The organism is Streptomyces sp. NPDC056452 (assembly GCF_042796085.1).
GTDB lineage: Bacteria > Actinomycetota > Actinomycetes > Streptomycetales > Streptomycetaceae > Streptomyces.
In genome coordinates this window covers 1-25,739 of sequence record NZ_JBHTRI010000038.1, presented here as the reverse complement: position 1 = coordinate 25,739, position 25,739 = coordinate 1, and the positions used below count along the sequence as shown (strand labels likewise).

24 protein-coding genes and 1 riboswitch are annotated in these 25,739 nt (G+C 70.7%); of the genes, 14 read left to right on the top strand and 10 right to left on the bottom strand.

Annotation, left to right across the window (positions count from 1 at the left end):
- Nucleotides 1-20: 20 nt before the first annotated feature.
- Both ACFQ6X_RS29875 and ACFQ6X_RS29870 read right to left on the bottom strand, forming a co-directional pair.
- A complete protein-coding gene (locus tag ACFQ6X_RS29875; protein WP_383185960.1) occupies nucleotides 21-659 on the bottom strand; it encodes a response regulator in 639 nt (212 codons plus the stop codon).
- Nucleotides 656-1,924 carry a sensor histidine kinase gene (locus ACFQ6X_RS29870; RefSeq protein ID WP_383186044.1) on the bottom strand — a complete coding sequence of 423 codons (1,269 nt, stop codon included), beginning with the start codon at nucleotides 1,922-1,924 and terminating at the stop codon, nucleotides 656-658. Before ACFQ6X_RS29870 ends, ACFQ6X_RS29875 begins: the two co-directional genes overlap by 4 nt.
- Nucleotides 1,925-2,238: 314 nt before the next feature.
- On the opposite strand from ACFQ6X_RS29870, the gene ACFQ6X_RS29865 reads away from it, so the two are divergent.
- From ACFQ6X_RS29865 to ACFQ6X_RS29850, 4 genes are read left to right on the top strand one after another with little or no spacing between them, the layout of a single operon-like run.
- Nucleotides 2,239-2,796, top strand: coding sequence for a heme-binding protein (locus ACFQ6X_RS29865; RefSeq protein ID WP_383185958.1), 558 nt, complete (start codon nucleotides 2,239-2,241; stop codon nucleotides 2,794-2,796).
- 38 nt (nucleotides 2,797-2,834) lie between these two features.
- Nucleotides 2,835-3,449: an ankyrin repeat domain-containing protein gene (locus ACFQ6X_RS29860; protein WP_383185956.1), complete on the top strand. Its 615-nt coding sequence runs from the start codon at nucleotides 2,835-2,837 to the stop codon at nucleotides 3,447-3,449.
- Nucleotides 3,446-4,591, top strand: a complete 1,146-nt coding sequence (locus tag ACFQ6X_RS29855; protein ID WP_383185954.1) for a YncE family protein — start codon at nucleotides 3,446-3,448, stop codon at nucleotides 4,589-4,591. The genes ACFQ6X_RS29860 and ACFQ6X_RS29855 overlap by 4 nt, the downstream gene beginning before the upstream one ends.
- A 50-nt stretch (nucleotides 4,592-4,641) precedes the next feature.
- The gene (locus ACFQ6X_RS29850) at nucleotides 4,642-6,054 is read left to right on the top strand and encodes a M1 family metallopeptidase (protein ID WP_383185952.1); all 1,413 of its coding nucleotides are present in this window, start codon (nucleotides 4,642-4,644) and stop codon (nucleotides 6,052-6,054) included.
- A gap of 25 nt (nucleotides 6,055-6,079) precedes the next feature.
- On the opposite strand, the gene ACFQ6X_RS29845 is transcribed toward ACFQ6X_RS29850, so the two are convergent.
- Nucleotides 6,080-7,666, bottom strand: coding sequence for a M4 family metallopeptidase (locus ACFQ6X_RS29845; RefSeq protein ID WP_383185950.1), 1,587 nt, complete (start codon nucleotides 7,664-7,666; stop codon nucleotides 6,080-6,082).
- A gap of 231 nt (nucleotides 7,667-7,897) precedes the next feature.
- Nucleotides 7,898-8,473 carry a TerD family protein gene (locus ACFQ6X_RS29840; protein WP_328905060.1) on the bottom strand — a complete coding sequence of 192 codons (576 nt, stop codon included), beginning with the start codon at nucleotides 8,471-8,473 and terminating at the stop codon, nucleotides 7,898-7,900.
- Between the two features lie 173 nt (nucleotides 8,474-8,646).
- Here ACFQ6X_RS29840 and arfB point away from each other — a divergent pair, with 173 nt between their 5' ends.
- Nucleotides 8,647-9,081 (top strand): alternative ribosome rescue aminoacyl-tRNA hydrolase ArfB, encoded by a 435-nt coding sequence (gene arfB, locus ACFQ6X_RS29835; protein ID WP_329208640.1) that lies wholly within the window; start codon nucleotides 8,647-8,649, stop codon nucleotides 9,079-9,081.
- Between the two features lie 22 nt (nucleotides 9,082-9,103).
- Here the strand turns inward: arfB and ACFQ6X_RS29830 are convergent, their stop codons facing one another.
- Entirely contained in the window at nucleotides 9,104-9,610 is a 507-nt protein-coding gene (locus tag ACFQ6X_RS29830; RefSeq protein ID WP_383185947.1) for a flavin reductase family protein, read from the bottom strand.
- 382 nt (nucleotides 9,611-9,992) lie between these two features.
- Here ACFQ6X_RS29830 and cdgB point away from each other — a divergent pair, with 382 nt between their 5' ends.
- Both cdgB and ACFQ6X_RS29820 read left to right on the top strand, forming a co-directional pair.
- Nucleotides 9,993-11,648, top strand: a complete 1,656-nt coding sequence (gene cdgB, locus ACFQ6X_RS29825) for a diguanylate cyclase CdgB (RefSeq protein ID WP_383185946.1) — start codon at nucleotides 9,993-9,995, stop codon at nucleotides 11,646-11,648.
- Nucleotides 11,649-11,781: 133 nt separating this feature from the next.
- Nucleotides 11,782-12,777: a carbohydrate-binding protein gene (locus tag ACFQ6X_RS29820; RefSeq protein WP_383185944.1), complete on the top strand. Its 996-nt coding sequence runs from the start codon at nucleotides 11,782-11,784 to the stop codon at nucleotides 12,775-12,777.
- A gap of 78 nt (nucleotides 12,778-12,855) precedes the next feature.
- On the opposite strand, the gene ACFQ6X_RS29815 is transcribed toward ACFQ6X_RS29820, so the two are convergent.
- The 3 genes from ACFQ6X_RS29815 to ACFQ6X_RS29805 form a co-directional block, all read right to left on the bottom strand.
- On the bottom strand, nucleotides 12,856-13,788 hold the full coding sequence (locus ACFQ6X_RS29815) for a 1-phosphofructokinase family hexose kinase (protein WP_383185942.1): 933 nt from the start codon (nucleotides 13,786-13,788) through the stop codon (nucleotides 12,856-12,858).
- Nucleotides 13,789-13,985: 197 nt separating this feature from the next.
- Entirely contained in the window at nucleotides 13,986-15,140 is a 1,155-nt protein-coding gene (nagA, locus tag ACFQ6X_RS29810) for an N-acetylglucosamine-6-phosphate deacetylase (protein ID WP_383185940.1), read from the bottom strand.
- Nucleotides 15,140-16,072 carry an ROK family protein gene (locus tag ACFQ6X_RS29805; RefSeq protein ID WP_383185938.1) on the bottom strand — a complete coding sequence of 311 codons (933 nt, stop codon included), beginning with the start codon at nucleotides 16,070-16,072 and terminating at the stop codon, nucleotides 15,140-15,142. Before ACFQ6X_RS29805 ends, nagA begins: the two co-directional genes overlap by 1 nt.
- A 230-nt stretch (nucleotides 16,073-16,302) precedes the next feature.
- On the opposite strand from ACFQ6X_RS29805, the gene ACFQ6X_RS29800 reads away from it, so the two are divergent.
- The 3 genes from ACFQ6X_RS29800 (at nucleotide 16,303) to otsB (ending at nucleotide 18,800) form a co-directional block, all read left to right on the top strand.
- Nucleotides 16,303-17,580, top strand: a complete 1,278-nt coding sequence (locus ACFQ6X_RS29800; protein WP_383185936.1) for an ABC transporter substrate-binding protein — start codon at nucleotides 16,303-16,305, stop codon at nucleotides 17,578-17,580.
- A gap of 10 nt (nucleotides 17,581-17,590) precedes the next feature.
- Nucleotides 17,591-17,833, top strand: a complete 243-nt coding sequence (locus ACFQ6X_RS29795; protein ID WP_383185934.1) for a DUF3263 domain-containing protein — start codon at nucleotides 17,591-17,593, stop codon at nucleotides 17,831-17,833.
- A 91-nt stretch (nucleotides 17,834-17,924) separates the two neighbouring features.
- Nucleotides 17,925-18,800, top strand: a complete 876-nt coding sequence (gene otsB, locus ACFQ6X_RS29790; protein ID WP_383185932.1) for a trehalose-phosphatase — start codon at nucleotides 17,925-17,927, stop codon at nucleotides 18,798-18,800.
- Here the strand turns inward: otsB and ACFQ6X_RS29785 are convergent.
- Both ACFQ6X_RS29785 and ACFQ6X_RS29780 read right to left on the bottom strand, forming a co-directional pair.
- Nucleotides 18,797-20,173, bottom strand: coding sequence for a trehalose-6-phosphate synthase (locus ACFQ6X_RS29785; RefSeq protein WP_383185930.1), 1,377 nt, complete (start codon nucleotides 20,171-20,173; stop codon nucleotides 18,797-18,799). The two genes, otsB and ACFQ6X_RS29785, sit on opposite strands and share 4 nt — an antisense overlap.
- Before the next feature lie 57 nt (nucleotides 20,174-20,230).
- Nucleotides 20,231-21,181 (bottom strand): glucosyl-3-phosphoglycerate synthase, encoded by a 951-nt coding sequence (locus tag ACFQ6X_RS29780; protein WP_383185928.1) that lies wholly within the window; start codon nucleotides 21,179-21,181, stop codon nucleotides 20,231-20,233.
- A gap of 153 nt (nucleotides 21,182-21,334) precedes the next feature.
- Nucleotides 21,335-21,462, top strand: a riboswitch (SAM riboswitch).
- Nucleotides 21,463-21,479: 17 nt separating this feature from the next.
- On the opposite strand from ACFQ6X_RS29780, the gene thrC reads away from it, so the two are divergent.
- From thrC to groL, 4 genes are all read left to right on the top strand, one after another.
- Complete coding sequence (gene thrC, locus ACFQ6X_RS29775; RefSeq protein ID WP_383185926.1) at nucleotides 21,480-22,775, top strand: threonine synthase; 1,296 nt, start codon at nucleotides 21,480-21,482, stop codon at nucleotides 22,773-22,775.
- A gap of 27 nt (nucleotides 22,776-22,802) precedes the next feature.
- Nucleotides 22,803-23,078: a MoaD/ThiS family protein gene (locus ACFQ6X_RS29770; RefSeq protein WP_383185925.1), complete on the top strand. Its 276-nt coding sequence runs from the start codon at nucleotides 22,803-22,805 to the stop codon at nucleotides 23,076-23,078.
- A 451-nt stretch (nucleotides 23,079-23,529) separates the two neighbouring features.
- Complete coding sequence (locus tag ACFQ6X_RS29765; RefSeq protein ID WP_003967346.1) at nucleotides 23,530-23,736, top strand: cold-shock protein; 207 nt, start codon at nucleotides 23,530-23,532, stop codon at nucleotides 23,734-23,736.
- Nucleotides 23,737-24,048: 312 nt separating this feature from the next.
- Entirely contained in the window at nucleotides 24,049-25,671 is a 1,623-nt protein-coding gene (groL, locus tag ACFQ6X_RS29760; RefSeq protein ID WP_329208626.1) for a chaperonin GroEL, read from the top strand.
- Nucleotides 25,672-25,739: the final 68 nt, after the last annotated feature.

The window sequence follows — 25,739 nt, the reverse complement described above, 5'->3', positions numbered from 1 at the left end:
CCTCGCGCGCGAGGAAGCCCTCACGGCAGGAGCCGCTGCTCCTTGGCGACGGAGACGGCGCCCGCCCGGGTGTCGACGCCGAGTTTTTCGTAGATCCGGCCCAGGTGGGTCTTGACGGTGGCCTCGCTGATGAACAGGGCACGTGCGATGTCCCGGTTGCCGAGGCCCTGGGAGAGCTGGCCCAGGATGTCGAGTTCGCGTTCGGTCAGGGTGGGGCGGGGTTTGCGCATCTGGGCCATGACGCGGCTGGCGACGGGCGGGGACAGGGTGGTGCGGCCCTGTGCCGCCGAGCGGATCGCGGCGAACAGTTCCTCCGGGCGTTCGGCCTTGAGCAGATAGCCGGTGGCGCCCGCCTCGATGGCGCGGGTGATGTCGGCGTCCGTGTCGTACGTGGTGAGGACGAGGACGTGGGTGCCTCCCGTGCCGGCGATCCGGCGGGTGGCTTCGACGCCGTCGATGCCCGGGCCGAGCTGGAGGTCCATCAGGACGACGTCCGGGGTGAGCCGGGCGGCCAGGGCGACGGCTTCCTCGCCGCTGCCTGCCTCGCCGACGACCTCGATGTCCGGTTCGCTGCCGAGGAGAGCGAGGAGTCCGGCGCGTACGACGGCGTGGTCGTCGCAGAGGAGGATCCGTACGGCTGCGGTGTCGGGCGGCGTCATCGGGGGTCCTTTGGAGTGGGTGCGGTTTGGGTGGGCAGGGGGACGACGGCCGACAGGACCGTTCCCTCGCCCGGCGCCGACTCGATCGTGAGTGTGCCGCCGAGCTGCTGGACCCGGGCGCGCATGGCGGGCAGACCGTGGCCGCGCACGCCACCGGGCGGGCGGGGTGCCGGTTCGGCCGGGCGGAAGCCGCGGCCGTTGTCGGCGATGTCGAGGACGACACGGTCGTCGAGGTGGGTCAGGGTCAGCCCCGCGGCGGTCGCGTCGGCATGTTCGCTCACGTTGGCCAGTGCTCCCTGCGCGATCCGCAGCAGCGCCGACTGGACCCGGTCGGGCAGTGTGGCGAGCGGGGTGCCCTCCACATGGCAGCGGACGGCGATCCGGCCGTGCGACTGTGCCGTCTCGCGTGCGGCGAGGGCGTGCAGTGCCGCTTCGAGGCCGCCGCCCTCCGCCAGATCGGCGGGGGCCAGGTCGTGCACGAAGCGGCGGGCCTCGGCCAGGTTGCGTTCCGCGATGCCGGTCGCCGTCCGTACATGGCGGCGGGCGGCCGTCGGATCGGTGTCCCAGGAGCGGTCCGCCGCCTGGAGCAGCATCTGCTGGCTCGACAGTCCCTGGGCGAGGGTGTCGTGGATCTCCATGGAGAGCCGCTGGCGTTCGGCGAGGGTTCCCTCGCGGCGCTCGGTGGCGGCGAGCTCGCGCCGGGTGCGCAGCAGGTCGTCGATCAGCTCGCGCTGACGGGAGGCCAGTTCCTGCTGGAGTACGGCCTGGCGCTGCATATGGACGAAGACGGCGGTGGCGACGGCCGCCACGGCGGGCGGGGCCAGCACCAGATTCGGGTCGAAGCCGTCCGCCAGCCGCAGTTGCGCGCCGACGACGAACGCGGTGAGCAGGGCGACCAGGGCCAGTGCGGCGCGGGGCGGCAGGATCCGCAGCCCGGTGTAGAAGAGCGGTACCGCGCACCATGCGAAGCTCGGCGCGAGCAGGACCAGCACCATCCAGACGACGACGAGGACGCCGAGCCGGATCAGCCGTCGGGACGTGGGCCGGGAGCCGAGCACCGGGCCCAGGACGTAGAGCACGGCGAGGGTCACCGACAGCGCGATGATCCACGGGGTGCGGGTCTCGCCGGGGTGGCGCATCAGGAAGCGGGCGAGCGAGGCGCCGAGCAGCAGGAAGAACGCGGCGTGCGTGAGGAGGGCCAGCCACCGGGCATCGGGGTCGGCGGCCCGTTCGGCGGTCCGGTCCGCAGCCGGGCGGGTTTCCAGGGGGTCCTGGCCGGGCCCGGGGGACAGGTCCGCGGCGGGTACCGGCTCGCTTCGGTCCTGCACCTCGTACCTCGCGCTCCCTGCCGATGACCCCGTACGACCGATGACCCGGGCGCCGACCCGTGCCGGCCTGCGCGGATATCCCCATGGTGACCCCGGCGGGCTACAGCCGCATCAACCGATCGGCTGATGGGGCCGTCGGCCGACCTGCGTGCGGCGTCGAGCCGGTACGCCGACCGTACGGGCCCGGATCCGGCCGGAGGATCGATACCGGAGCAGGCACAAGGCCGAGCCGAATCACCGAGGAGCCCACGATGAAGAAGATGTCTCTGCGTACCCGCGTCCTGACCGGTGCCGTTGCCGCCGCCGCCCTGAGCGCCGGAACCTTCGGCGCGATGTCCGCGAACGCGTCCGCCCCGGCCGCCGCGCCCGCCGCCGCGGTCAAGGCCGACACCGCCGACCGGAACCTCCAGCAGTCCACCCACCTGACCGTGGCCGCCGCGACGAAGGCCGCCCAGGCCACCCTCGACGCCGCGAAGAAGGAGAACCAGCGGGTCTCGGTCGCCGTGGTCGACCGCAACGGCAACACCCTGGTGACGCTGCGCGGCGACGGCGCGGGCCCGCAGTCCCCCGAGTCCGCCGTGAAGAAGGCGTTCACCGCCGTGTCCTGGAACGCCCCCACCTCCGAGCTGACCGAGCGCCTGGAGCAGGCCCCGAACCTGAAGGACATCCCCGGCACACTGTTCCTGGCGGGCGGCGCACCCGTACAGGTCAAGGGCGCCCCCGTGGCGGGCATCGGCGTGGCCGGGGCCCCGAGCGGTGACCTCGACGAGAAGTTCGCCGCCGCAGGCGTCGCGGCCCTGGCGAAGTAGCCGCCGCCCCCGTTCCCGTACGTCGCAAGGAGAAGCAGATGAACGCCGTCGACCACCGGCTGCTCGACACCGCCCGTACCGGCGACACCGAAGGAGTGCGGGCCGCGCTCGCGGAGGGGGCCCGTGTCGAGGCCCGCGACGAGGAGCTGCGTACCCCGCTGCTCCTGGCGGCTCTCGGTGACCATGTCGACGCGGCGCGGCTGCTGGTCGAGGCGGGCGCCTCCCCCGACGCGCAGGACAGCCGCGAGGACAGCCCCTGGCTGGTCACCGGGGTCACCGGCAGCGTGGCGATGCTGCATGTCCTGCTGCCGGCGGGCCCCGATCTGACCCTCCGCAACCGGTTCGGCGGCATCTCGCTGATCCCGGCGAGCGAGCGCGGACATGTCGCCTACGTGCGGGAGGTGCTCCGTGCCACCGACATCGACGTCGACCACGTCAACCGGCTGGGCTGGACGGCCCTGCTGGAGGCCGTGATCCTCGGCGACGGCGGACGGGCGCACCAGGAGATCGTCGAGGTGCTGCTGGCGGCGGGCGCGACGCCGGGGCTGCCGGACGGCGACGGGGTCACCGCGCTGGAGCACGCCGAGCGTCGCGGCTTCACGGAGATGGTGGCGCTGCTCCGGGACGCGCACGGCACCGGGAACTCCCGGTGAGCGTCCGCAGGGCGGTGCCTGCGGTGGCTGCCGCCCTGCTGCTCGCGGGCTGTGCGACGGGCAACCGGACCTCCGCGGACGCGCCTCTGCCCACGCCCGTAGCGGAAGCGGGTACGGCGCGGAGCGCCTTGCCCGGGGCGCGGGAGCGCGCACCTCACGGGACCCTCCTCGTCGCCGACTTCGGCGGTGACACCGTGACGTTCGTCGATCCGGGTCCGGGCCGGGACGCGGGCCCTCTCGGGTCGGTGGAGGTCGGCACCGCTCCGTACGGCCTGACCGTCGGCGAGGACGGCCGGGCCTGGGTGGCGACCGCCGAGGGGGTCGCGGTCGTCGACACGGCGACGCGGACCCGTCTCGCCGTCATCCCGTACGCAACGGAATCGGGCCCGGTCACGACAGGTGAGTACCGGGGCGGTGGCATGGGCATCGCCCTCGCGCCCGACGGCGCGCACGTCTACGTCGGCGTCAACGTCCCCGGCGGTAACGGGGTGCTGGAGGTCATCGACACCGCGACCCGCAAGGTCACCGCCACCGCCCCGGTCGGCCGCCGGCCCTTCGACGTGGACGTCTCGGCCGACGGCCGCGAGGTGTACGCCACCGGCCACGACTCGTTCGACGTGACGGCCGTCGGTACCCGCACCCTGGAGCCGCGGCGCATGGAGGTCGCCCCGTACGGCACCGAGGGAGGCCTCGGTTCGTGGCTGAAGCCGCACTACGCCGTGGTGCGCCCGTCGGACGGAAAGCTGCTGCTGCCGTTCGAGGGCGAGCGGCTCGCTGTTCTCGATCCGCGTACCGGCAAGGTCCGGACCGAGCGCATGACCGCCGACACGCACCAGCACGGCGCGGCTCTCACCCCCGACGGGACCCTTCTCGTCGTCGGTACCGGCCCGATCGCCGCGGACGACGAGGAAGCGTCCCTCACCGTCCGGACTCCCGACGGCAGGGAACGCACCGTCGCCCTGGACGGGCCGCACGAGGATGTGGCCGTGTCGCGGGACGGCCGCACGGCGTACGTGACCGGCGGCTTCACCCGTGACGGCTACTGGAACGGCATCACGGTCGTCGACCTGGCCGGGGACGGGGCCGGAAAGCCGTTCAGGATCGGCGCGGGCGAACGCCCCCTGGGCATCGCCGTCCTCTGAGCCGCCGTTCCACGAAATCAACCCGACATTCCACACATAGGATCACCGGTGTGGATCAGCGAACCCCGGTACGGAGTGCGGCGCCCGCCACCCTGCTGCTCGCCCTCCTGACCCTCGCCACCGCCTGCACGACGGACACCGGCGGGGTGCGGGGCACACCCGGCGCGGCCGGGCTGCGCGACCCGTACTTCCCCAGGCTCGGCAACGGCGGCTACGACGTGACGCACTACGACCTGACCCTGGCCGTCGACGCGGGCTCGGGCCGGCTGCGCGGTACGGCGGAGATCACCGCCCGTGCGACCCAGGACCTCAGCGCGTTCAACCTGGATCTGGCGGGGCTCGACGTCGGGTCGGTGACCGTCGAAGGAAGGCCGGCGGCGGTGAACCGGGCGGGCAGCGAACTGACGTTGCGTCCGGACAGCGAGGTCGAGGACCGCCTGCGCAGGGGCAGGACGTTCCGTACCGTCGTCCGCTACTCCGGCGCCCCTCGGACGTTCAGCGATGGCGACGGGGCGAAGGAGGGCTGGGTGCGGACCGGGCGCGGGTCGGTCGCGCTCGGTGAGCCGACCGGCTCCATGGCCTGGTTCCCCGGGAACCACCACCCGAGCGACAAGGCCTCGTACGACATCAGGGTCACCGTGCCCGAGGGGTGGAGTGCTGTCTCCAACGGCGAACTGGCGTCCCGGCGTACGGCAGGGAGGCGCACCACGTTCCACTGGAGCACCCGTGAACCCATGGCGAGCTATCTCGCGACCGTCGCGGTCGGCCGCTACGCGGTGAAGGAGTCGGCCACCGGGGACGGCATGCCGGTGGTCACCGCCGTCGACCCGGCGGCGGTGGGTGCGAGCGCCGCTGTGCTCGCCCGGATCCCGGAGGTCCTCCGGTGGGCGGAGCGGACGTTCGGCCCGTATCCGTTCGCCTCGGCCGGGGCGATCGTCGGGCTGAGCAAGGACTCCGACTACGCGCTGGAGACCCAGAACCGGCCGTTCTTCCCCGGCCCGCCCGACATCGGGCTGCTCGTCCACGAGCTGGCCCACCAGTGGTTCGGAAACTCGGTGACGCCGGAGAGCTGGCAGGACATGTGGCTCAACGAGGGCTTCGCGACGTACGCGGAGTGGCTCTGGAACGAGGAGCACGAGGGCGTTCCCGTCCGGGACAGCTTCGACGCGGCGTACGAGAACGACGCGAACTGGGCCTTCCCGCCGGGCGATCCGCCGTCCGCCGCGGAACTGTCCGGGCCTCCGGTGTACGGGCGCGGCGCGATGGTCGTCCACCGGATCCGGCAGCGGATGGGCGACGACGAAGCCTTCTTCGGTCTCGTCAGGGGCTGGCTGAAGGCCCACCGGCACGGCAACGCGTCGACGGAGGACTTCACCGCGTACGTGGAGAAGGAGTCCGGCCTGGATCTGTCGGGGGTGTGGGACACCTGGCTCAACGGCAGGAGCCGGCCCGCCCCAGGCTGACCGGCTCCCGTGTCGTCGGATCGGGTTACTTCACGTTGACTCCGGTCCAGGCGGCGTCGACGGCCGCGAGTTCGGCGCTGTCCGCCCCGAACAGGTCGGTCGCGGCCTTCTGTGTCGCGACGCGGGCGCCCGCGTAGTCGGTGGTCGAGGTCATGTAGACGGAGAGGGCCTTGTACCAGATCTGGTAGGCCTTCTGGCGGCCGATGCCGGTGACCGTGGAGCCGTCGGAGGTCGGCGAGTCGTAGTCGACGCCGTTGATGGTCTTCGCGCCGCTGCCCTCGGCCAGCAGGTAGAAGAAGTGGTTGGCGACGCCGGAGGAGTAGTGGACGTCCAGGTCGCCGACGCCGGAGTCCCAGTAGTCGGCCGAGCCGCCGTCCTTGCTGGGCTTGTCCATGTAGCGCAGGGGGGTGCCGTCGCCGTTGATGTCGATCTTCTCGCCGATGAGGTAGTCCCCGGCGTCGGTGCTGTTGTCCGCGAAGAACTCGACGGAGGTGCCGAAGATGTCGCTGGTCGCCTCGTTGAGCCCGCCGGACTCGCCGGAGTAGTCGAGGTTGGCGGTGGCGGCGGTGAGGCCGTGGCTCATCTCGTGGCCGGCGACGTCGATCGCGGTGAGGGCGCTCTTGTTGTCGGCCCCGTCGCCGTACGTCATGCAGAAGCAGCTGTCGTCCCAGAACGCGTTGACGTACGCGTTGCCGTAGTGGACCCGGGAGTACGCGGCCTTGCCGTCGCCGGCTATGCCGGAGCGCCCCAGCTCGGACTTGTAGAAGTCCCAGGTCGCCGCGGCGCCGTAGTGGGCGTCGACCGCCGCGGTCTGGCGGTCGTTGCCGGTGCCGTCGCCCCAGGTGTCGTCGGCGTCGGTGACGAGGTCCCCGGTGCCGCTGCTGCCCTGGTTGAGGTCGTACGTCTTGTGGCCGCCGCGGTCGCCGTCGGTGAGCTCGAAGCCCGAGCCGCCCGGTGTGGTCGTCAGGGTGACCTGGCCGCTGTACTGGCTGTTGCCGGTGCCGGTCTCGACGGCCTCGTAGCTGTGCAGCTTCTTGCCGGTGGTGGCGTCCGTGATGGTGTGGACCCTGCTGGGTGTGCCGTCCTTCTGCACACCGGACCTGACCGTCTCGAAGGCGAGGACGGGCTTGCCGCTGCCCGCCCAGACGACCTTGCGCGCGCTTGCCGCCGACTTCACCTTCGGCTGGGTCGAGGGCACGGCTATGCGGGCCTCGGTGGCCTTGTCCACGCCCTTGGAGGTGCCGTCGGACGCGGTGTGGGTGACGAGGTCGCCGCCGAGGACCGGGAGCCCGGCGTAGGTGCGCTCGTAGCGGGTGTGCACGGTGCCGCGGGCGTCCTTGATCACGTCACGGACGATCAGTTTCTCCTGGCTGCCGAGGCCGAGGGACTCGGCGGCCGCGGTGGCGTCGGTCTGCGCGGCGCGGATGGCCGAGCTGCGCTGCGAGGCGGTGTTCACGCCGAGTGCGGCGGCGGGCGCCGTACGGGTGGAAGAGGCGGTGTCGTCGGGGGTGTTGGGGCCGGCCGTGGCCGAACCGGTCTGCACTCCGACGACGACCATCGCGGCAACTGCGGTCAGGGCAGCGGCGCGACGGGTGTTCATGTGGGGGGTCATGCCTTCTCCGTTGCTCGTTCCTGTGGGGGTTACGAGCGGAGAGCGTGCCATCGAATGGACGACTTTGACCGTGTGCCGACAATTGCCTCACAAGTTTTTGACCAGTTCTTGTCCGACTGGAGCGGGCTGGTGTCCGCTATGCGGCGGGGTGGTGGACCTCGGGACGTCATGACGCACGGGAGCCCCCGGCCGAGGATTCGGCCGGGGGCTCCCGTGTACGGGCGTTCTACGTCAGAGGTTGACGCCGAAGTCCTGGGCGATGCCGCGCAGGCCCGACGCGTAGCCCTGGCCCACCGCGCGGAACTTCCACTCCGCGCCGTTGCGGTAGAGCTCGCCGAAGACCATGGCGGTCTCGGTGGCGGCGTCCTCGCTCAGGTCGTAGCGGGCGAGCTCGGTGCCGCCGGCCTGGTTGATGATGCGGATGAACGCGTTGCGGACCTGGCCGAAGTTCTGGCTGCGGGTCTCGGCGTCGTAGATGGAGACCGGGAAGACGATCTTGTCGATGTCCGCCGGGAGGCCGGCCAGGTTGACGTTGATCTGCTCGTCGTCACCCTCGCCCTGGCCCGTGACGTTGTCACCGGTGTGGACGATGGTCTGGTCCGGCGTCGCCTTGTTGTTGAAGAAGACGAAGTGGCCGTCGGAGAAGACCTTGCCGGCGGTGTTGACCGCGATCGCCGAGGCGTCGAGGTCGAAGTCGGTGCCGGTGGTGGTGCGGACGTCCCAGCCGAGGCCGACCGTGACGGCGGTCAGGCCCGGTGCCTCCTTGGTGAGGGAGACGTTGCCGCCCTTGGACAGGCTTACTGCCATGGGAAGTCCCTTTCCTTCGTCGTGTGCGGGCTTCGTGCCATCACGAAAGCTACCGTCACACGTCATAACGCAGGCAATAGACCACGAGGTTCCTGCTCGCTTTACTTTCTTTGCCGAACTTCTGGCCGAACGCCCGCAAAAGAAGGTGACGAACAGGCTGTGGGCCAGGGAACATGGGTGTCATGTCCGGGCCCTATGTCATCCGCGGTTCGGTCTCCCTGCCGGAGGCCGAGCTCATGTGGCGTTTCTCGCGGTCCTCGGGGCCCGGCGGGCAGCACGTCAACACCAGCGACACGCAGGTGGAGCTCCGCTTCGACCTCGCGGCGACCGAGGCGCTCCCCGAGGTGTGGAAGGCGCGGGCGCTGGAACGGCTGGCCGGCAAGCTGGTGGGCGGGGTCGTGGCGGTACGCGCCTCCGAGCACCGCTCCCAGTGGCGCAACCGCGAAACGGCCGCCGTGCGGCTCGCCGCGCTCCTGGCGGAGGCCACGGCGCCGCCGCCGAGGCCGCGCCTCAAGAAGAAGATCCCGCGGGGCATCAACGAGCGCCGGCTGCGCGAGAAGAAGCAGCGCGGCGACACGAAACGGGGCCGCTCCGGCCGCGACTGGTGATCGCCGCGTCCCGCCGTGCCGGTCAGCCCAGTCGGCGGTAGCGGCCCTTGAAGTACGCGAGCGGTTCGCCGTCCGTGTTCGGCAGTCCGGCCGTGAGCACCCGGCCGATCACGAGCGTGTGGTCGCCTGCCGGAACCCGCTGCTCCGTACGGCACTCCAGCGTCGCCAGCGCTCCTTCGACGAGCGGCGCACCCGTCACCTCTCCCCGTAGGTACGGGATGTCCGCGAACAGCAGCCGGTCGCTGATCCGGCCCTTCATGGCGAACCGGCCGGCGATCTGCCGCTGGCTCTCCGCGAGCACCGACACCGCCCACAGCGGCTGTTCGGCCAACAGGTCGTCCATCCGCGAGTCGTTGCGCAGGCTCACCATCACCAGCGGCGGATCCAGCGAGACCGAGACGAACGCGGTCGCCGTCATCCCCACGTCCTCGCCGCGGCCGTGCTCGTCGAGCGGCGGTTCCTGGGCGGTGATCAGCACCACGCCGGCGGCCAGTCGGGCCAGGGCGGCGCGGAATTCGTCGTTGCTCACCCCCTCAGCATGGGGGACGGCTTCGGAGCGCGGGGCGGGGGGAGTCTTCTGCAGCACATCCGGCACGCTAGTGCCGTACGGTGCGCGGTCGCATCGGTCCAGGGGACCAGCCGGGTCCTAGGACTCCCGGACCACCGGACCTGTCCCGGCCCGGGCGCCGCCGGCGGCGCTGCGGATTTGCGTTCAGGAAGGGACAGGAGCCCCCTGGGGGTGCGATCGTGGTCCTTTTATCATTCTGTTGTGACTTGAGTCACAGAGAGCAATATTTGTTGACCCTGTGTACCGGGTGCACAGCTCACTGTGATTCAGTGGCCGTGACACTGCAACAAGTACGTCGATATGAAACCTGGAGTTGCTGTCGAGGTCTCGGGGAGTGCGAGCAATGGAGGCCGAGTCGGAGCCGTACGTCCGCCTTGCGACCATGCGGCAGCTGCACCAGGCCGTCGCTGATCTCAATACGGCGCGGAGTCTGGCGGACACGCTGCAGACCGTGGCCGACGGCATCGTCGCCGGCCTCGGCTACGAACTGGGCTGTGTGAACCTCGTCCGGCCCGACGGCGATCTCGTCGTCGCCGCCTTCGCCGGCAACGCCGCCGCAGAAGCCCTGATCACCGGCCGTGTCGGCTCCCGGGACTCCTGGGAGCGCAGGCTGTCCATGGGCGAGGCCTGGGACGGACTCCGGTTCATACCGCACACCGAGGGCTGGGTCCTCCTCGACGACGACGTACCGCAGTGGCACACCGAGGGCCCCGAGCCCCGCTTCGAGGACGAGTGGCACCCCCTGGACCGCCTCTACGCCCCCATGTACGCCTCCGGCGGCGGACTGGACCTCCTGGGCGTCATCTCCGTCGACCGGCCCCGCAACGGCCGCCGGCCCGGAGCATGGGGCCGCGAGGCCCTCCAGATGTACGCGTCCCAGGCCGCCATTGCGATCAGCAACGCCCGGCTCCGAGCAAACATGCAGCGCGCCCTGGTCAGGCTCGAACGGGAACAGCAGGCGCTGCGGGCCAGCGAGGAATCCTTCCGCCAGGCGTTCGAGTACGCACCGAGCGGCATGGCCATCGCCGAGATGGGCGGTGACCAGCACGGCAGGCTGCTGCGCACCAACGACGCGCTCTGCCGCCTCCTGGGCCGCCCCGCCTCCGTACTGCGCCGCTACTCCTTCGCCGACCTCGTCCACCCCGAGGACATCGGCACCCTCCTGCGGACCTCCGCCGAGGGCGGGCGAGCGGAGCTGCGGCTCAGCCGCAGGGACGGCACCTACCTCTGGGTCTCCCTGCGCAACTCGGTCGTCGCCGACACCGCCGACGGCCCGCGCTTCCTGCTCACCCACGTCGAGGACATCGAGGAGCGCAAGCGCAACGAGCTGAATCTCGCGCACCGCGCCTCGCACGACGCCCTCACCGGCCTGCCCAACAGCGCCGAGCTGCGCTCCCGGCTGAGTGCCCGGCTCTGTGAGAGGCCCCACTCGGTCGCCTCGACCGCGATCGAGGCACTGGACGCGGCGTACGGGGACGTCGAGGCCTCCCGTACGCACGGCTACCGCCCCGACGGGTACGAGGGCGATGTGGCGGTCGGCGGCGGCCCGTACGACCACCACGTGCACACGGTGGCGCCCGACATGGAGCGCGACGACGGGGCGAAGGGCCTCGCGGTGCTCTTCTGCGACCTCGACGGCTTCAAGTCGATCAACGACCGTTTCGGACATCACACGGGTGACGCGGTTCTCATCGAGGTGGCACGGCGGCTCACCACCTGCGTACGGGACGGGGACACGGTCGCCCGGCTCGGGGGTGACGAATTCGTCGTCCTCGCGGACGGCCTGGGGGCTGCAGATGCCGCAGATCTGGCCGTACGCTTGCGTAACGCCATCATTCCGCCCATCCGGGTGGACGGCCGGGCAGTCAGGGTCGGGGCGAGTTTCGGTATCGGCTGGGCCGAGTGCGGCATGACCGTGGAAGAGGTCCTGCGCTCCGCCGACCAGCGGATGTATGTGGAAAAGCGGTCCCGATCGAAGGTTCACCGCCGAGCCGGCTGACGTTCACGCCCCGGCAGTCCCCTTACCCCGCCCCGGTTTCCCGGTCGGTCGAGGGCAATTCGGCGCGTGCTCCGTTCGGGGTAGGCTCGGCCGGTCGGCGACGGCTGGCGACATGGTGAGGAGTGACCCAGGGATGACGGCCGGGAACAACGGCGCGAGCAAGCCCGAGGACGACGATCCGTTCGGCTACCTGTACGAGGACGGCCGGGCAGCAGGCGCCCAGCCGCCCGGTCAGGGTGGTCAGGGTGGCTACGGCTACCCCGGACCGGCCGCACAGCCCGGCGTGCCCAGAACCTCGTACAACCAGGTGCGGACCGTCGGCGAGCGACAGTACGGGCAGGTTCCGCCGCAGCAGGCGTACGGCCAGCAGGCCCCGCAGCAGTACGGGCAGCAGCCTCCGCAGCAGTACGGGCAGCCGAGCGCGCAGTACGCGGCCCCCGAGACCTACCCGGGTGGCGCGGGCTCCTCGCAGGTCCCGCCGCACGGCGGTGGCCGGGGCTCGGGTCCGGGCCGGGGCGGCCCCAACACCAAGGCGCTGCTGATCGCGGCGGTCGCCGTGGTCGCGGTCGTGCTCATCGGCATCGGCGCCGCCCTGATGACGGGCGACGACGACAAGAAGGACCAGGCCGGCACGTCGGCGGGTCCGGCCGGTGAGGTCGAGGAGTCCCCGAAGACCGAGGACTCCGCGAAGCCCTCGCAGGAGCCCGTCGAGCTGCCCAAGCAGGACGCGGCGACGCTGTCCCTCGGCGGCACGGCCGCCCTGGACAACACGGTCAAGGGCGCCAAGGGTGCGAACGGCCAGTACATCAGCCTCAACGAGGTCGGCCGGTCGGCCACCTGGACGGTCGATGTGCCCGAGAGCGGCCCGTACACGCTCTATGTGACGTACGGGGTGCCGGGCAAGGACGCCAAGACCTCGCTCACGGTCAACGCCGAGCAGCCCCGCTCCATCAACATGAAGAACTTCGCGAAGGCGGCGGAGGGCGACCTGGAGAAGGGCTGGACGACCACGTACGCGTGGGTGCAGCTCAACAAGGGGTCGAACACGCTCATGCTGTCGTGCCGTGAGGGCGACCAGTGCGATGCCAACCTCGACCAGCTGTCGCTGAAGTCGGGTCACATCAAGTAGGCCCGTTCAGCAGAACCACCACCGTCCCGGTCATCGCCTCGCGAGCCGGGACGCGGTGTTTTCCGGGTGGTTCGGGGTTCAGGCGGCGGGCGCGTGCCGCTCGACCGTGACGCGGGGCAGCAGGTCCTCGTACGCCGCGCGGTCGAACTCACCGGCCGCCGGGGCCAGTACGGTCGCCGTCGACAGGGCGACCGCCCTCGCCAGCCGGTCCGGCCAGCTCAGTCCGTCCGCGAGGCCGGACAGCAGTCCGGCGACGGCGGAGTCGCCGGCACCCGTCGGATTGCCGCGCACGGCGGACGGGGGTGCGGCCTGCCAGGTGCCCTCGGGGGTGACGGCGAGCAGGCCGTCCGCACCCAGTGACGCGACGACCCCGGCCGCGCCGCGGCGGCGGGCGTCATGCGTCGCGCGCAGGGGTTCGCGTGCGCCGGTGAGCTGGGCGAGCTCGTCGGCGTTCGGCTTGATGAGGTCGGGCCGGGCCGCGATGCCGCGGCGCAGCGGCTCACCGCCGGTGTCCAGGAGGACGGGGACGCCGGCGCCGCGGGCGAGGCGGACCAGTTCGGCGTACGCGCCGACGTGTATGCCGGGCGGCAGGCTGCCGCAGAGGGCGACCGCCTGCGCTCCCGGGAGCAGTTCCCCGTACGTCCGCAGGAAGGCGGTCCACTCGTCGGCGCCTATGTGCGGTCCGGGCTCGTTGAGCTGGGTGGTGTCGCCGGTGGAGAGGTCGACCAGGGCGAGGGTGCGGCGGGTGTTCCCGGAGATGGTGACGAGCGCGTCGGTGGGGCGGTGGGGGAGTGCCGCGAGCAGGTCGCGCAGGACGGCTCCGGTGGTGCCTCCGGCGAAGCCCGTGACCACCGTTTCGTGTCCCAGTGCGGAGAGCACCCGGGCCACGTTGAGGCCCTTGCCGCCAGGGCGTTCGGACATCTCGCCGATGCGGTGGCTGGTGTGCGGGACGAGGGCGGGGACGGTGGACGTGAGGTCGAGCGCCGTGTTCAGCGTGACGGTCAGTATCACCTGTACCGGCCCCCGGTTCCTTGGTCGTTCGTCCCTGCGCGCCGTCTCCTCCGCGGCGCCGTCCCGGCGATCATGTCAAAGAGACGGCGGCCGTCCCAGACCTCCGGGCCAACCGCCGTCTCTTCGTTACGTGTTCAACAGGGCGTCAACAGGGGACGTCCTCGGGGACACCCTCTCGGGCGCACTCGTGGCTGCCTTCATCCGAGAGGGGGCTCGACGATCCACTCGCCCCTGCGCATGACGCCCTTGAGCGCGAAGTCCGCGTCCAGGACCACGAGGTCGGCGTCCTTGCCCGGGTCGAGCGAGCCGACCCTGTCGTACAGGCCGAGCAGACGTGCCGGGTTGGCGGAGATGGAGCGCACGACGTCCTCGACGGGGATCCTGTCGACGGTGACGGCCCTGCGGAACGCCGTGTCCAGGGTCAGCGTGGAGCCCGCGATCGAGCCGCCCTCCACCAGGCGTGCGACACCGTCCTTGACCTCGACGGCGAGCGGGCCGAGCACGTAGCGGCCGTCGCCGACGCCTGCCGCGTCCATGGCGTCCGTGATCAGGGCGACCCGGTCGGCGCCCGCGCGGTGGTAGGCGAGCTCCAGGGCGGCGGGGTGCAGATGCGTACCGTCGTTGATCAGCTCGACGGTGATCCGCTCGTCCTCCAGGAGGGCGGCGATCGGACCCGGTGCGCGGTGGCCGAGCGCCGGCATCGCGTTGAAGAGGTGCGTGGCGACGGTGGCGCCCGCGTCGATCGCCTCGACGGTCTGCTCGTACGTCGCGTCCGTGTGCCCGATGGCGGCGATGACCCCGTGCTCGGCGAGCAGCCGTACGGATTCGATGCCGCCCGGCAGTTCGGTGGCGAGGGTGACCATCTTGGCCGTGCCGCGTGCCGCGTCGAGCAGCTTGCGGACCTCGGCCGGGTCGGGGTGGCGGAGCAGCTCCTCGCTGTGGGCGCCCTTGCGGCAGGGGGCGATGAAGGGCCCCTCGAAGTGGATGCCGGCGAGCTCGCCCTGCTCCACCAGCTCGGAGAGCATGCCGGCCTGTCGGGCCAGGAAGTCCATGTCGCCGGTGACCGTGGAGGCGACGACGGTCGTGGTGCCGTGCTCGCGGTGGGTGCGCGCTCCCGTCAGGGCGTCCTCGGCGGTGCCGGTGGCGAAGGACGCGCCGCCGCCGCCGTGGTTGTGCATGTCCACGAAACCGGGGACCACCCAGTGGCCCGAAAGGTCGACGGTCCGGGCGCCCTCCGGCGTACTGCCGGCGATCCGGGTGCCCTCGACGATCACCCGGCCGTCCTCGACCGTGCCGGTGGGAAGCACCACCCGGGCACCTGCGAGAACTGTGCTGTCTGCGCGTCCGGCCATCAGGCGGATACCTCCGTGGAGAGAAGATCCCAGGCGAGCAGCCCTGCGCCCAGGCATCCGGCGGTGTCCCCGAGGGCCGCCGGGACGATGTGAGGCAGCTTCTGGAACGTGACGCGTTCCTCGACAGCCGCACGCAGTGGTGTGAACAAGGTTTCCCCCGCCTCGGCCAGACCGCCACCGATGATGAGCGTGCGGGGGTCCAGCAGGGTCAGCGCGGTGACCAGTCCGGCGGCGAGCGCGTCGACGGCGTTCTGCCACACGCGCTGTGCGGCGGGATCGCCCGACTCCACCGCTTTCGCGCAGTCCGCGGCGTCGGCGTCCGGGTCCCCGGACGCGGCGGCCCAGGCCCGGGTCACCGCGGATGCGGAGGCCAGGGTCTCCAGACAGCCGCGCTGGCCGCAGTTGCAGTCCGGGCCGTCCGGCCGGACCACGATGTGGCCGATCTCGCCCGCGTATCCGTGGGCACCCGCCTCGATGGTGCCCGCGATGCCGATGGCCCCGGCGATGCCGGTGCCCAGCGGCACGAACAGGAAGCGGTCCGCGCCCTTGCCCGCGCCGATCCGGCCCTCGGCGAGGCCGCCGGCCCTGACGTCGTGACCGAGCGCGACGGGCAGGCCGCCGAGCCGCTCGCCGAGCAGTTTCCGCAGCGGCATGTCCCGCCAGCCCAGGTTGGCGGAGTAGACCGCGATCCCGCGCTCGGCGTCGACGATCCCGGGCACGGCGACCCCGACGGCGACGGCGGGCGTACCGAACCGCTCCTCGCCGTGCGCGCGCAGTTCCGCCGCGAACCCGAGAATGGTCTCGACCACTGCCTCGGTCCCGCGCTCGCGGCCGGTGGCCCGGCGCGCCTCGTGGAGCAGGGTGCCGTCGGCCCCGACCAGTGCGGCCTTCATTCCTGTGCCGCCCACATCGAGGGCGATGACGTGTCTCACGGGAGACAGTTTCGCCCGGCGACCCCTAAAAGGTCTAGTCCACTATCGTGGTTTGTTGACCATCCATACAAAATGACCTGTGTGCGCACCCGTCCGTCCCCCCTCCGACCGGCCCAGACGGGTCGGATAGATTGCCGAATCGATACTCCGGTGGTGTAGACCTCCGCAGTGGACGTGAGGCAGGATCGCGGCTCATCGCCGGATCGGTCATCGGTGCGAACCCCAGAGGGATGGACAGGTCTGTGCAGCGGCGCTTGGTGGGTCTGACCGCGGCGGTGGCCGCACTCGGCATGACGGCAACGTTGTCCGGCTGCGGCACGGAGAGCGGTTCGGGGGAGGTCACCCTGAAGTTCGTCGCGGCCGACTACGGCACGGGCGCGGAGAACAGCTCCGAGAAGTACTGGGACGACGTCGCCGGGAAGTTCGAGAAGGCCAACCCCGGCATCAAGGTCGACGTCAACGTCCTCTCCTGGAAGGACGTCGACCGCGAGGTCGCCGCCATGGTGAAGGCCGGCGACGCCCCCGACATCGCGCAGATCGGCGCGTACGCCGACTACGCCAGCGCGGGCAAGCTGTACAACGCCGACGAGATGCTCGCCATCCGCACCTCGGCCAACTTCCTTCCCTCGCTCAGCGACGCGGGCAAGGTCGACGGAGAGCTGTACGGTCTGCCGTTCGTGGCCAGCACCCGGCTGCTCTTCTACAACAAGGAGCTGTTCGCGAAGGCGGGCATCGACGCCCCGCAGACCTGGGACGACATCCAGAGCGATGCCGCCGCGCTCAAGCAGCGCGACGTGAACTACCCCTTCGCCCTGCCGCTCGGCCCCGAGGAGTCCCAGGCCGAGACCATGATGTGGATGCTCAGCGGCGGCGGCGGCTACACCGACGACGTCGGTTCGTACAGCATCGACTCCCCGCAGAACATCGCCACCTTCCAGTGGCTGAAGAACAACCTCGTCGGCAAGGGCCTCACCGGCCCCGTCGCCCCCGGCAAGCTCGACCGGGCCACGGCCTTCGACGCCTTCACCAAGGGCCAGGTCGGGATGCTCAACGGGCACCCGACGCTGATGCAGGAGGCCGAGAAGAAGGGCATCGACGTCGGCATGGTCCCGCTGCCCGGGGTCGACGGACCCTCCAAGGGCTCGATGGGCGTCGCCGACTGGATGATGGGCTTCAAGGAGAACGGCCACCGCGAAGAGATAGGCAAGTTCCTCGACTTCGCGTACACGGACGACAACGTGCTGGCCTTCGCCGACCAGTACGACCTGCTGCCCGTGACCGGCAGCGCGTCCGCGGTGATGGAGGCGGACGAGAAGTACAAGGCGCTGTACGACTTCCTGGAGGCGCTGCCGAACTCCCAGCTGTACCCGTTCGGCAAGACGTCCTGGGCGACGGCCAGCGAGGCGATCAAGGAGAAGATCGGCTCGGCCGTTGAGCCGAACGGCAACCCGGAGGGCATCCTCGGGCAGATCTCGGAGGAGGCGCGTCGGGCGGAGGCCGCGGAGTAGGTTGGTTGATATGACCGCCGCCGCCGACGACCCGCTCCCCGACGAGGGGCGTGCGGTGCTGGCCCTGGAGCGGCGCTCCTGGGCCGGACCCGGTGCGAAGGAACGGGCGATCCGGGAACAGCTCGGCATCTCGCCGGTCCGCTACTACCAGCTCCTCAACGCCCTGATCGACGACCGCCGGGCGCTCGCCGAGGACCCGGTGACGGTGAACCGGCTGCGGAGGGTCCGGGACGCGAGACGCGGACGGCGCTGAGCCCACGGCACCGCCGGACGGATGTCCTCGCCGCCGGACCGGGTTGATCGTGGCCCCACCACGAGCGCCCCGTCACCGATACGCTCGGAGCATGGGCAGCAACCCGGACCACCCCCTGCCGACCCCGTCCACCCAGGCCGGCCGTGAAGGCCTCGCCGCACTCCTCGCGCGCCCCGACCGCGCCGTGATCGCGCTCGATTTCGACGGCACCCTCGCCGACATCGTGCCCGACCCGGAGCAGTCCCGCGCCCATCCCGGCGCCGTACCCGCCCTCGCCGCGCTCGCGCCGCAGGTCGCCTCCGTCGCCGTGATCACCGGCCGCCCCGCGGGCGTCGCGGTCCGGTACGGCGGCTTCGCCGGGGTGCCGGGCCTCGACCACCTCGTCGTCCTCGGGCACTACGGCGCGGAACGCTGGGACGCCGTCACCGGCACCGTGCACGCCCCGGCCCCGCACCCCGGCGTCGCCGCCGTCCGCGCCGAACTCCCCGGCGTCCTGCACGAGGTCGGTGCCTGGCACGGCACCTGGATCGAGGAGAAGGGGCAGGCCGTCGCCGTGCACACGAGGCGCGCCGACGACCCGCAGGCGGCGTTCGAATCCCTGCGCGAACCCCTCGGGCACCTGGCCGCCCGGCACGGGCTGATCGTCGAACCGGGCCGCCTCGTCCTGGAGTTGCGCCCGCCGGGCATGGACAAGGGAGTGGCACTCGCGGAGTACGTACGGGAGGCCGACGCCGAGTCCGTCCTGTACGCCGGGGACGATCTGGGCGACCTCGCCGCCTATGCGGCCGTCGAGAAGCTCCGCGCCGAGGGGCCGGACGGCACCCCGGGCCTGCTGGTCTGCAGCGGCACCGAGGTCCCCGAACTCGCCGAGCGTGCCGATCTGCTGCTGCCGGGTCCGGCAGCCGTGGTGGGCCTGCTGGAAGCCCTGGCGCGGGCCCTGGGGAAGCCCCGGGGCCCGGAGGCCTAACCCCGCAGCGCGTCCAGCTGGTCCAGGAACCACTGCTGCGGCGGCAGCGCGGTCGCCGCGGCGGCCAGCCGCTTCGTGCGCGCGCTCCGCTCGTCGTCCTCCATCGTCAGCGCCTCGTGCAACGCCGCCGCCGTGGCCGACACGTCGTACGGGTTGACCACGAGGGCGTCCTCGCCGAGCTCCTCGTAGGCCCCCGCCTCCCGCGACAGCACCAGCGCGCAGCCGTTGTCGGAGACGACCGGGACCTCCTTCGCGACGAGGTTCATGCCGTCGCGGATCGGGTTGACGAGCGCCACGTCCGCCAGCCGGTACGCCGCGAGCGAGCGGGCGAAGTCGTCGTCGACGTGGAGGACGACCGGGGTCCAGCCCTCCGTGGCGTACTCCGCGTTGATCCCGTCGGCGACCCGCTGCACCTCGGCGGTGTAGTCGCGGTAGACCGCGAGGTCCTGCCGGGAGGGGTAGGCGAACGCCACGTGCACCACCCGCTCACGCCATTCGGGGCGCTCCTGGAGCAACGCGCGGTAGGCGTGCAGCCCGCGGACGATGTTCTTGGAGAGCTCGGTGCGGTCCACCCGCACGATCGTCCGCCTGCCGGGACCCACCTGCTCCCGCAGCGTCTCCATCCGCTCGTCCACGTCCGCCTCGTGGGAGCGGCGGCGCAGGAAGTCCGCGTCGGCACCCAGCCCGTGCACCCCGATCCGGGTGCGGCCGGTGCCGCCAAGGACCTCCGTGCAGCAGCTGATGAACGCGTCCGCCCAGCGGCGGGTCAGGAACGCGGCCCGGTCGGCGCCCAGGATGCCGCGCAGCAGCTGCTCGCCGATGTCGTCGGGCAGCAGCCGGAAGTAGTCGACGGGGGCCCACGGGGTGTGCGAGAAGTGGCCGATCCGCAGGTCGGGGCGGAGTTCGCGGAGCATGCCGGGCACCAGCGACAGGTGGTAGTCCTGGACCAGGACCGCCGCGCCCACGCCCGCCTCCTCGGCAAGGGCCTCGGCGAAGGCACGGTTGTACGCCTCGAAGGACGCCCACTGCCGCCGGAACTCCGCGTCGAAGACCGGCTCCAGCGGCGTCTGGTAGAGCATGTGGTGGACGAACCAGAGCACCGAGTTCGCGATGCCGTTGTACGCGTCGTCGTGGACTCCGGCGTCGATGTCGAGCATGCGGACGCCGGGCTCCGCCACGCCCCGCCGGACCGCCTCGCGGTCGCCGTCACCGAGGGCCGCGCACACCCACAGCTTGTCCTCGACGGCGCTCAGGCCGGAGACGACGCCGCCCCCGCCCCGCTTCGCGTCGAGCGTGCCGTCCTCGCGCAGCGCGTAGGACACGGGGCCGCGGTTGGACGCGACGAGGACCTTGGCAGTGTGCTCGGAGACCATGTACCCGAACCTAGCCCGTTCGGGAAGCCGCCAAACGCGAAAGCCCACCGCGAAACGTCACGCCGCGTGGCGGGACGCGTACTCGGCGATCTCGCGCATCGGCGGCCGCTCCTCGGTGTCCACCGTATGGGTGCGCGGTACGAAGCCGTTCTCGCCCCGGTCGAACTGGGTGAGCACGGGCCGCACCAGATGCCCCCGGGAGAGCCGCAGCTGGGCGGTGCGGTAGATCGCCGCCGCCATCCGGCCGAGCGCCTGGCCGTCCTGGTGGCGGTGCTTGCGTACGCCGACGTCCACCTGCGCCAGCGCGTCCAGGCCCACCGTGTGCAGCGCGTCGACGAGCAGGCCCAGCTCCACTCCGTAACCGACGGGGAAGGGGAGCTGTTCGAGCAGGGAGCGGCGTACGGCGTACTCGCCGCCCAGCGGCTGGACGAAGCCGGCCAGCTGCGGCCAGTGGAGATTGAGCAGCGGGCGTGCCACCAGTTCGGTGACCCGGCCGCCCTGGCCTGCTGCTTCTCCCAGGGGGCGGTCGTACATGGCCTTGACGAACTGGACCTCGGGGTCGGTCAGCAGGGGGCCGACGATCCCGGAGACGAAGTCCGCGGAGAAGTCCTTGAGGTCGGCGTCGATGAAGCAGACGATCTCGCCGCTGGTCACCAGCAGCGACCGCCACAGCACCTCGCCCTTGCCGGGCACGGCCGGTATCCGGGGGAGTATCGCGTCCCGGTGCACCACCCTGGCACCCGCCCGGCGGGCCACCGCGGCGGTGGCGTCGGTGGAACCGGAGTCGATCACCACCAGTTCGTCGACGAGCCGGACCTTCTCCATCAGCTCGCGCCTGATCTCCTCGACGATCGCGCCGACCGTCTCCTCCTCGTTCAGGGCGGGCAGTACGACGCTCACCCGGGCGCGGTGCGGATCCCTCGCACGCGCGGCCGTGAGGCGGTCGAGCGGGCGGTCGTCGGCCGACCAGGAACGCCTGGTCAGCCAGCGTTCCACCTCTTCCAGCACGGTCGATACTCCCTGTATGTGATCCATCTCGCGGTTCGGACGACTATCTCAATCGTCCAGGGCTTCGGTTACAGTCTTGAACAACGCGGATGACCCTCGCATGTCGGGGTCGGTCCGCGAATAAATGCCCGGATCGATGGTCCGGTGCCATAGCGCTCATCCAGAGGGACTGAGGGAACGGCCCGTTGAAGTCCCGGCAACCCCCCTGCCGACCGATAGGTCACGGTAGGGAAGGTGCCAATTCCGTCTTGTGGCGAAATACGCCCCAAGGAAGATGAGGAGAAAGGGCTCCGCCATCATGTCTGTTCAGACAGTTGCAGCAAACACCGATTCTTCTGCCGTGGACCTGGGTTCCGCCGCAGCACTTTCCTGCCGCGAATGCGGCGAGCGTTTCGAGCTCGGTCCCATTTTCGCCTGTGCGTCCTGTTTCGGGCCGCTCGAAGTGGCGTACGACCTGCCGAGCGGCTCCCCCGAAGAGCTCAAGAAGCGCATCGCCGAAGGCCCCGACAACATCTGGCGCTACGCGCCGCTGCTGCCCGTTCCGGCCGATGTCGCGAGCAAGCCCAACATCAACCCCGGCTTCACGAAGCTGGTCAAGGCCGACAACCTCGCCCGTGAGCTGGGTGTCACCGGCGGCCTGTACGTCAAGGACGACTCCGGCAACCCGACGCACTCCTTCAAGGACCGTGTCGTCGCGATCGCCGTCGAGGCCGCCCGCGCCTTCGGATTCACCACCCTCTCCTGCTCCTCCACCGGCAACCTCGCCGGTGCGGTGGGTGCCGCGGCAGCCCGCGCCGGCTTCCGCTCGTGCGTGTTCATCCCGCACGACCTGGAGCAGGGCAAGGTCGTCATGGCCGCGGTGTACGGCGGCGAACTGGTCGGCATCGAGGGCAACTACGACGACGTCAACCGCTTCTGCTCGGAGCTCATCGGCGACCCGCTCGGCGAGGGCTGGGGCTTCGTCAACGTCAACCTCCGCCCGTACTACGGCGAGGGCTCCAAGACCCTGGCGTACGAGATCTGCGAGCAGCTCGGCTGGCAGCTGCCCGACCAGATCGTCATCCCGATCGCGTCCGGGTCGCAGCTCACGAAGATCGACAAGGGCCTGCAGGAGCTGATCAAGCTCGGTCTCGTCGAGGACAAGCCGTACAAGATCTTCGGTGCCCAGGCCGAGGGCTGCTCCCCGGTCTCCACCGCCTTCAAGGCCGGGCACGACGTCGTGCGGCCGCAGAAGCCGAACACGATCGCCAAGTCCCTCGCGATCGGCAACCCGGCCGACGGCCCGTACGTCCTGGACATCGCCCGGCGCACCGGCGGTGCCGTCGAGGACGTCAACGACGAGCAGGTCGTCGACGCGATCAAGCTGCTGGCCCGCACCGAGGGCATCTTCGCGGAGACCGCGGGCGGGGTGACGGTCGGTGTGACGAAGAAGCTGATCGACGCCGGTCTGCTCGACCCGGCGCTGACCACCGTCATCCTGAACACCGGTGACGGCCTGAAGACACTGGACGCCGTCGCCCCGACGACCGGCCTGTCCGCCACGATCCGGCCCAGCCTGGACGCGTTCCGCGACGCGGGCCTCGCCGCCAGCTGACCACCCGAGACCGAAGGAAGGCACCCCATGAGCGTCAAGGTCCGCATCCCCACCATCCTCCGCACCTACACGGGCGGTCAGGCCGAGGTCCCGGCCGAGGGCACGATCCTCTCCGAGGTCATCGAGTCCCTGGAGAAGAGCCACCCGGGCATCGCCGCCCGCGTCCTGGACGACCAGGGCAAGCTGCGCCGCTTCGTGAACGTGTACGTCAACGACGACGACGTGCGCTTCGAGGGCGGCCTGCAGACGGCGACCCCCGACGGCGCCGGCATCTCGATCATCCCGGCCGTCGCCGGAGGCTGATCATCGAGCACCCGTGCCGGAGGCCGAGCCTCCTGTACGACTTCACAGCGTGAGCACTGTTGCCCCCTCCGCAAGAGAAGCGGAGGGGGCAATTCTGCATGGTTGAGCGCGGTACAGTTGGGGAAGTCCCCTCCGCTGCCTGTGCCGCCCGCATATGAGAATGCGCCCGGTCGCGATAAGAAGCAGCCAAAGTACGTGAACTCCTTGCGACATAAGTGGCCTTTGTCAGGCCCGACTTGCCCTGGAATCTCACGAGTTCCACCTATCCGGGCGTTCAGCTGTGCCCAGAATTCTCGTCCGATTGCCCTGTTGCAGAGGGCAGTTGGGCAGATACATTCGGCCGCGGTCGACGCGTTCCGGCGCACGCCACCCTCTCCTGTCGGAGGGTGAGTTCTGACCCGGGCCCGCGAAGTGCGGTCCTGTGCAAGGGCCAGTAATAGGGGAGTTAGGCATGGCTCAGGGCACCGTCAAGTGGTTCAACGCGGAGAAGGGGTACGGCTTCATCGCGGTCGACGGTGGTGCGGATGTTTTCGTCCACTACAGCGCGATCCAGATGGACGGGTACCGCACCCTCGAAGAGGGTCAGCGAGTTGAATTCGAAATCTCGCAGGGCCAGAAGGGGCCGCAGGCGGACATGGTCAAGCTCGCCGTCGGCTGAGCTCGGCGCGGTCGGCCAACGACACTACTCACACACGCAGGGCCCGTACCTCCGAAGAGGGGTACGGGCCCTGCGTGCGTCCCGCGCGCCCCCCGGCGGTTGTCCACATCTGGAGGGGGACGCTTGCACTCGCAGGGGTCGAGTGCTAATCATTGGCGTTAGCACTCTCCAGGTGAGAGTGACAGAAACTTGGACCGGGCCGGTGAGGCCCGCAGGCTCGGTGGGGCAAGGAACCGCTGAGCACGCTGGCCGTCCGTCGCGGGCGCCTCTCGGTCCGGAGAAATCCACCCCTGTCCGGGAGGACCACTTCACATGGCCAAGATCATCGCGTTCGACGAGGAGGCACGGCGCGGTCTCGAGCGCGGGATGAACCAGCTCGCCGACGCCGTCAAGGTCACCCTCGGCCCCAAGGGCCGAAACGTCGTCCTCGAGAAGAAGTGGGGCGCGCCCACGATCACCAACGATGGTGTTTCCATCGCCAAGGAGATCGAGCTCGAGGACCCGTACGAGAAGATCGGTGCGGAGCTGGTCAAGGAGGTCGCCAAGAAGACGGACGACGTCGCCGGCGACGGTACGACCACCGCAACCGTTCTCGCCCAGGCGCTCGTCCGCGAGGGCCTGCGCAACGTCGCCGCGGGTGCCAACCCGATGGCTCTCAAGCGTGGCATCGAGAAGGCCGTCGAGGCCGTCTCCGCCGCTCTGCTGGAGCAGGCGAAGGACGTGGAGACCAAGGAGCAGATCGCTTCGACGGCCTCCATCTCCGCTGCCGACACCGAGATCGGCGCCAAGATCGCCGAGGCGATGGACAAGGTCGGCAAGGAAGGCGTCATCACCGTCGAGGAGTCCCAGACCTTCGGTCTGGAGCTCGAGCTCACGGAGGGTATGCGCTTCGACAAGGGCTACATCTCGGCGTACTTCGCGACCGACATGGAGCGTATGGAGACGTCGTTCGACGACCCGTACATCCTCATCGTCAACTCCAAGATCAGCAACGTGAAGGACCTCCTTCCGCTGCTCGAGAAGGTCATGCAGTCGGGCAAGCCGCTGCTGATCATCGCGGAGGACGTCGAGGGCGAGGCCCTGTCGACCCTGGTCGTCAACAAGATCCGTGGCACCTTCAAGTCCGTCGCCGTCAAGGCTCCGGGCTTCGGTGACCGCCGCAAGGCCATGCTCGGCGACATCGCCATCCTCACCGGTGGCACCGTCATCTCCGAGGAGGTCGGTCTCAAGCTCGAGAGCGCCGGCGTCGACCTGCTCGGCAAGGCCCGCAAGGTCGTCATCACCAAGGACGAGACCACGATCGTCGACGGAGCGGGTGACAGCGACCAGGTCCAGGGCCGCGTCAAGCAGATCCGTGCCGAGATCGAGAACTCCGACTCGGACTACGACCGCGAGAAGCTCCAGGAGCGCCTCGCGAAGCTGGCCGGCGGCGTGGCCGTCATCAAGGCCGGCGCCGCGACCGAGGTGGAGCTCAAGGAGCGCAAGCACCGCATCGAGGACGCGGTGCGCAACGCCAAGGCCGCTGTCGAAGAGGGCATCGTCGCCGGTGGTGGCGTCGCGCTGCTGCAGGCCACGGCCGTCTTCGAGAAGCTCGACCTGACGGGTGACGAGGCCACCGGAGCCAACGCCGTCAAGCTCGCGCTGGAGGCCCCGCTCAAGCAGATCGCCGTCAACGGTGGTCTCGAGGGTGGCGTCATCGTCGAGAAGGTGCGCAACCTGCCGATCGGTCACGGCCTCAACGCCGCGACCGGCGAGTACGTCGACATGATCGCCGAGGGCATCATCGACCCGGCGAAGGTCACGCGCTCCGCTCTGCAGAACGCCGCGTCCATCGCCGCGCTCTTCCTCACCACCGAGGCCGTCATCGCCGACAAGCCGGAGAAGGCCTCTGCGGCCGCTCCGGGCGGCATGCCGGGCGGTGACATGGACTTCTGATCCCTCGGGATCAGCAGCTCCTCGCAGTACCTGTACGACGCCGGCCCCCGGGATTCCTCCCGGGGGCC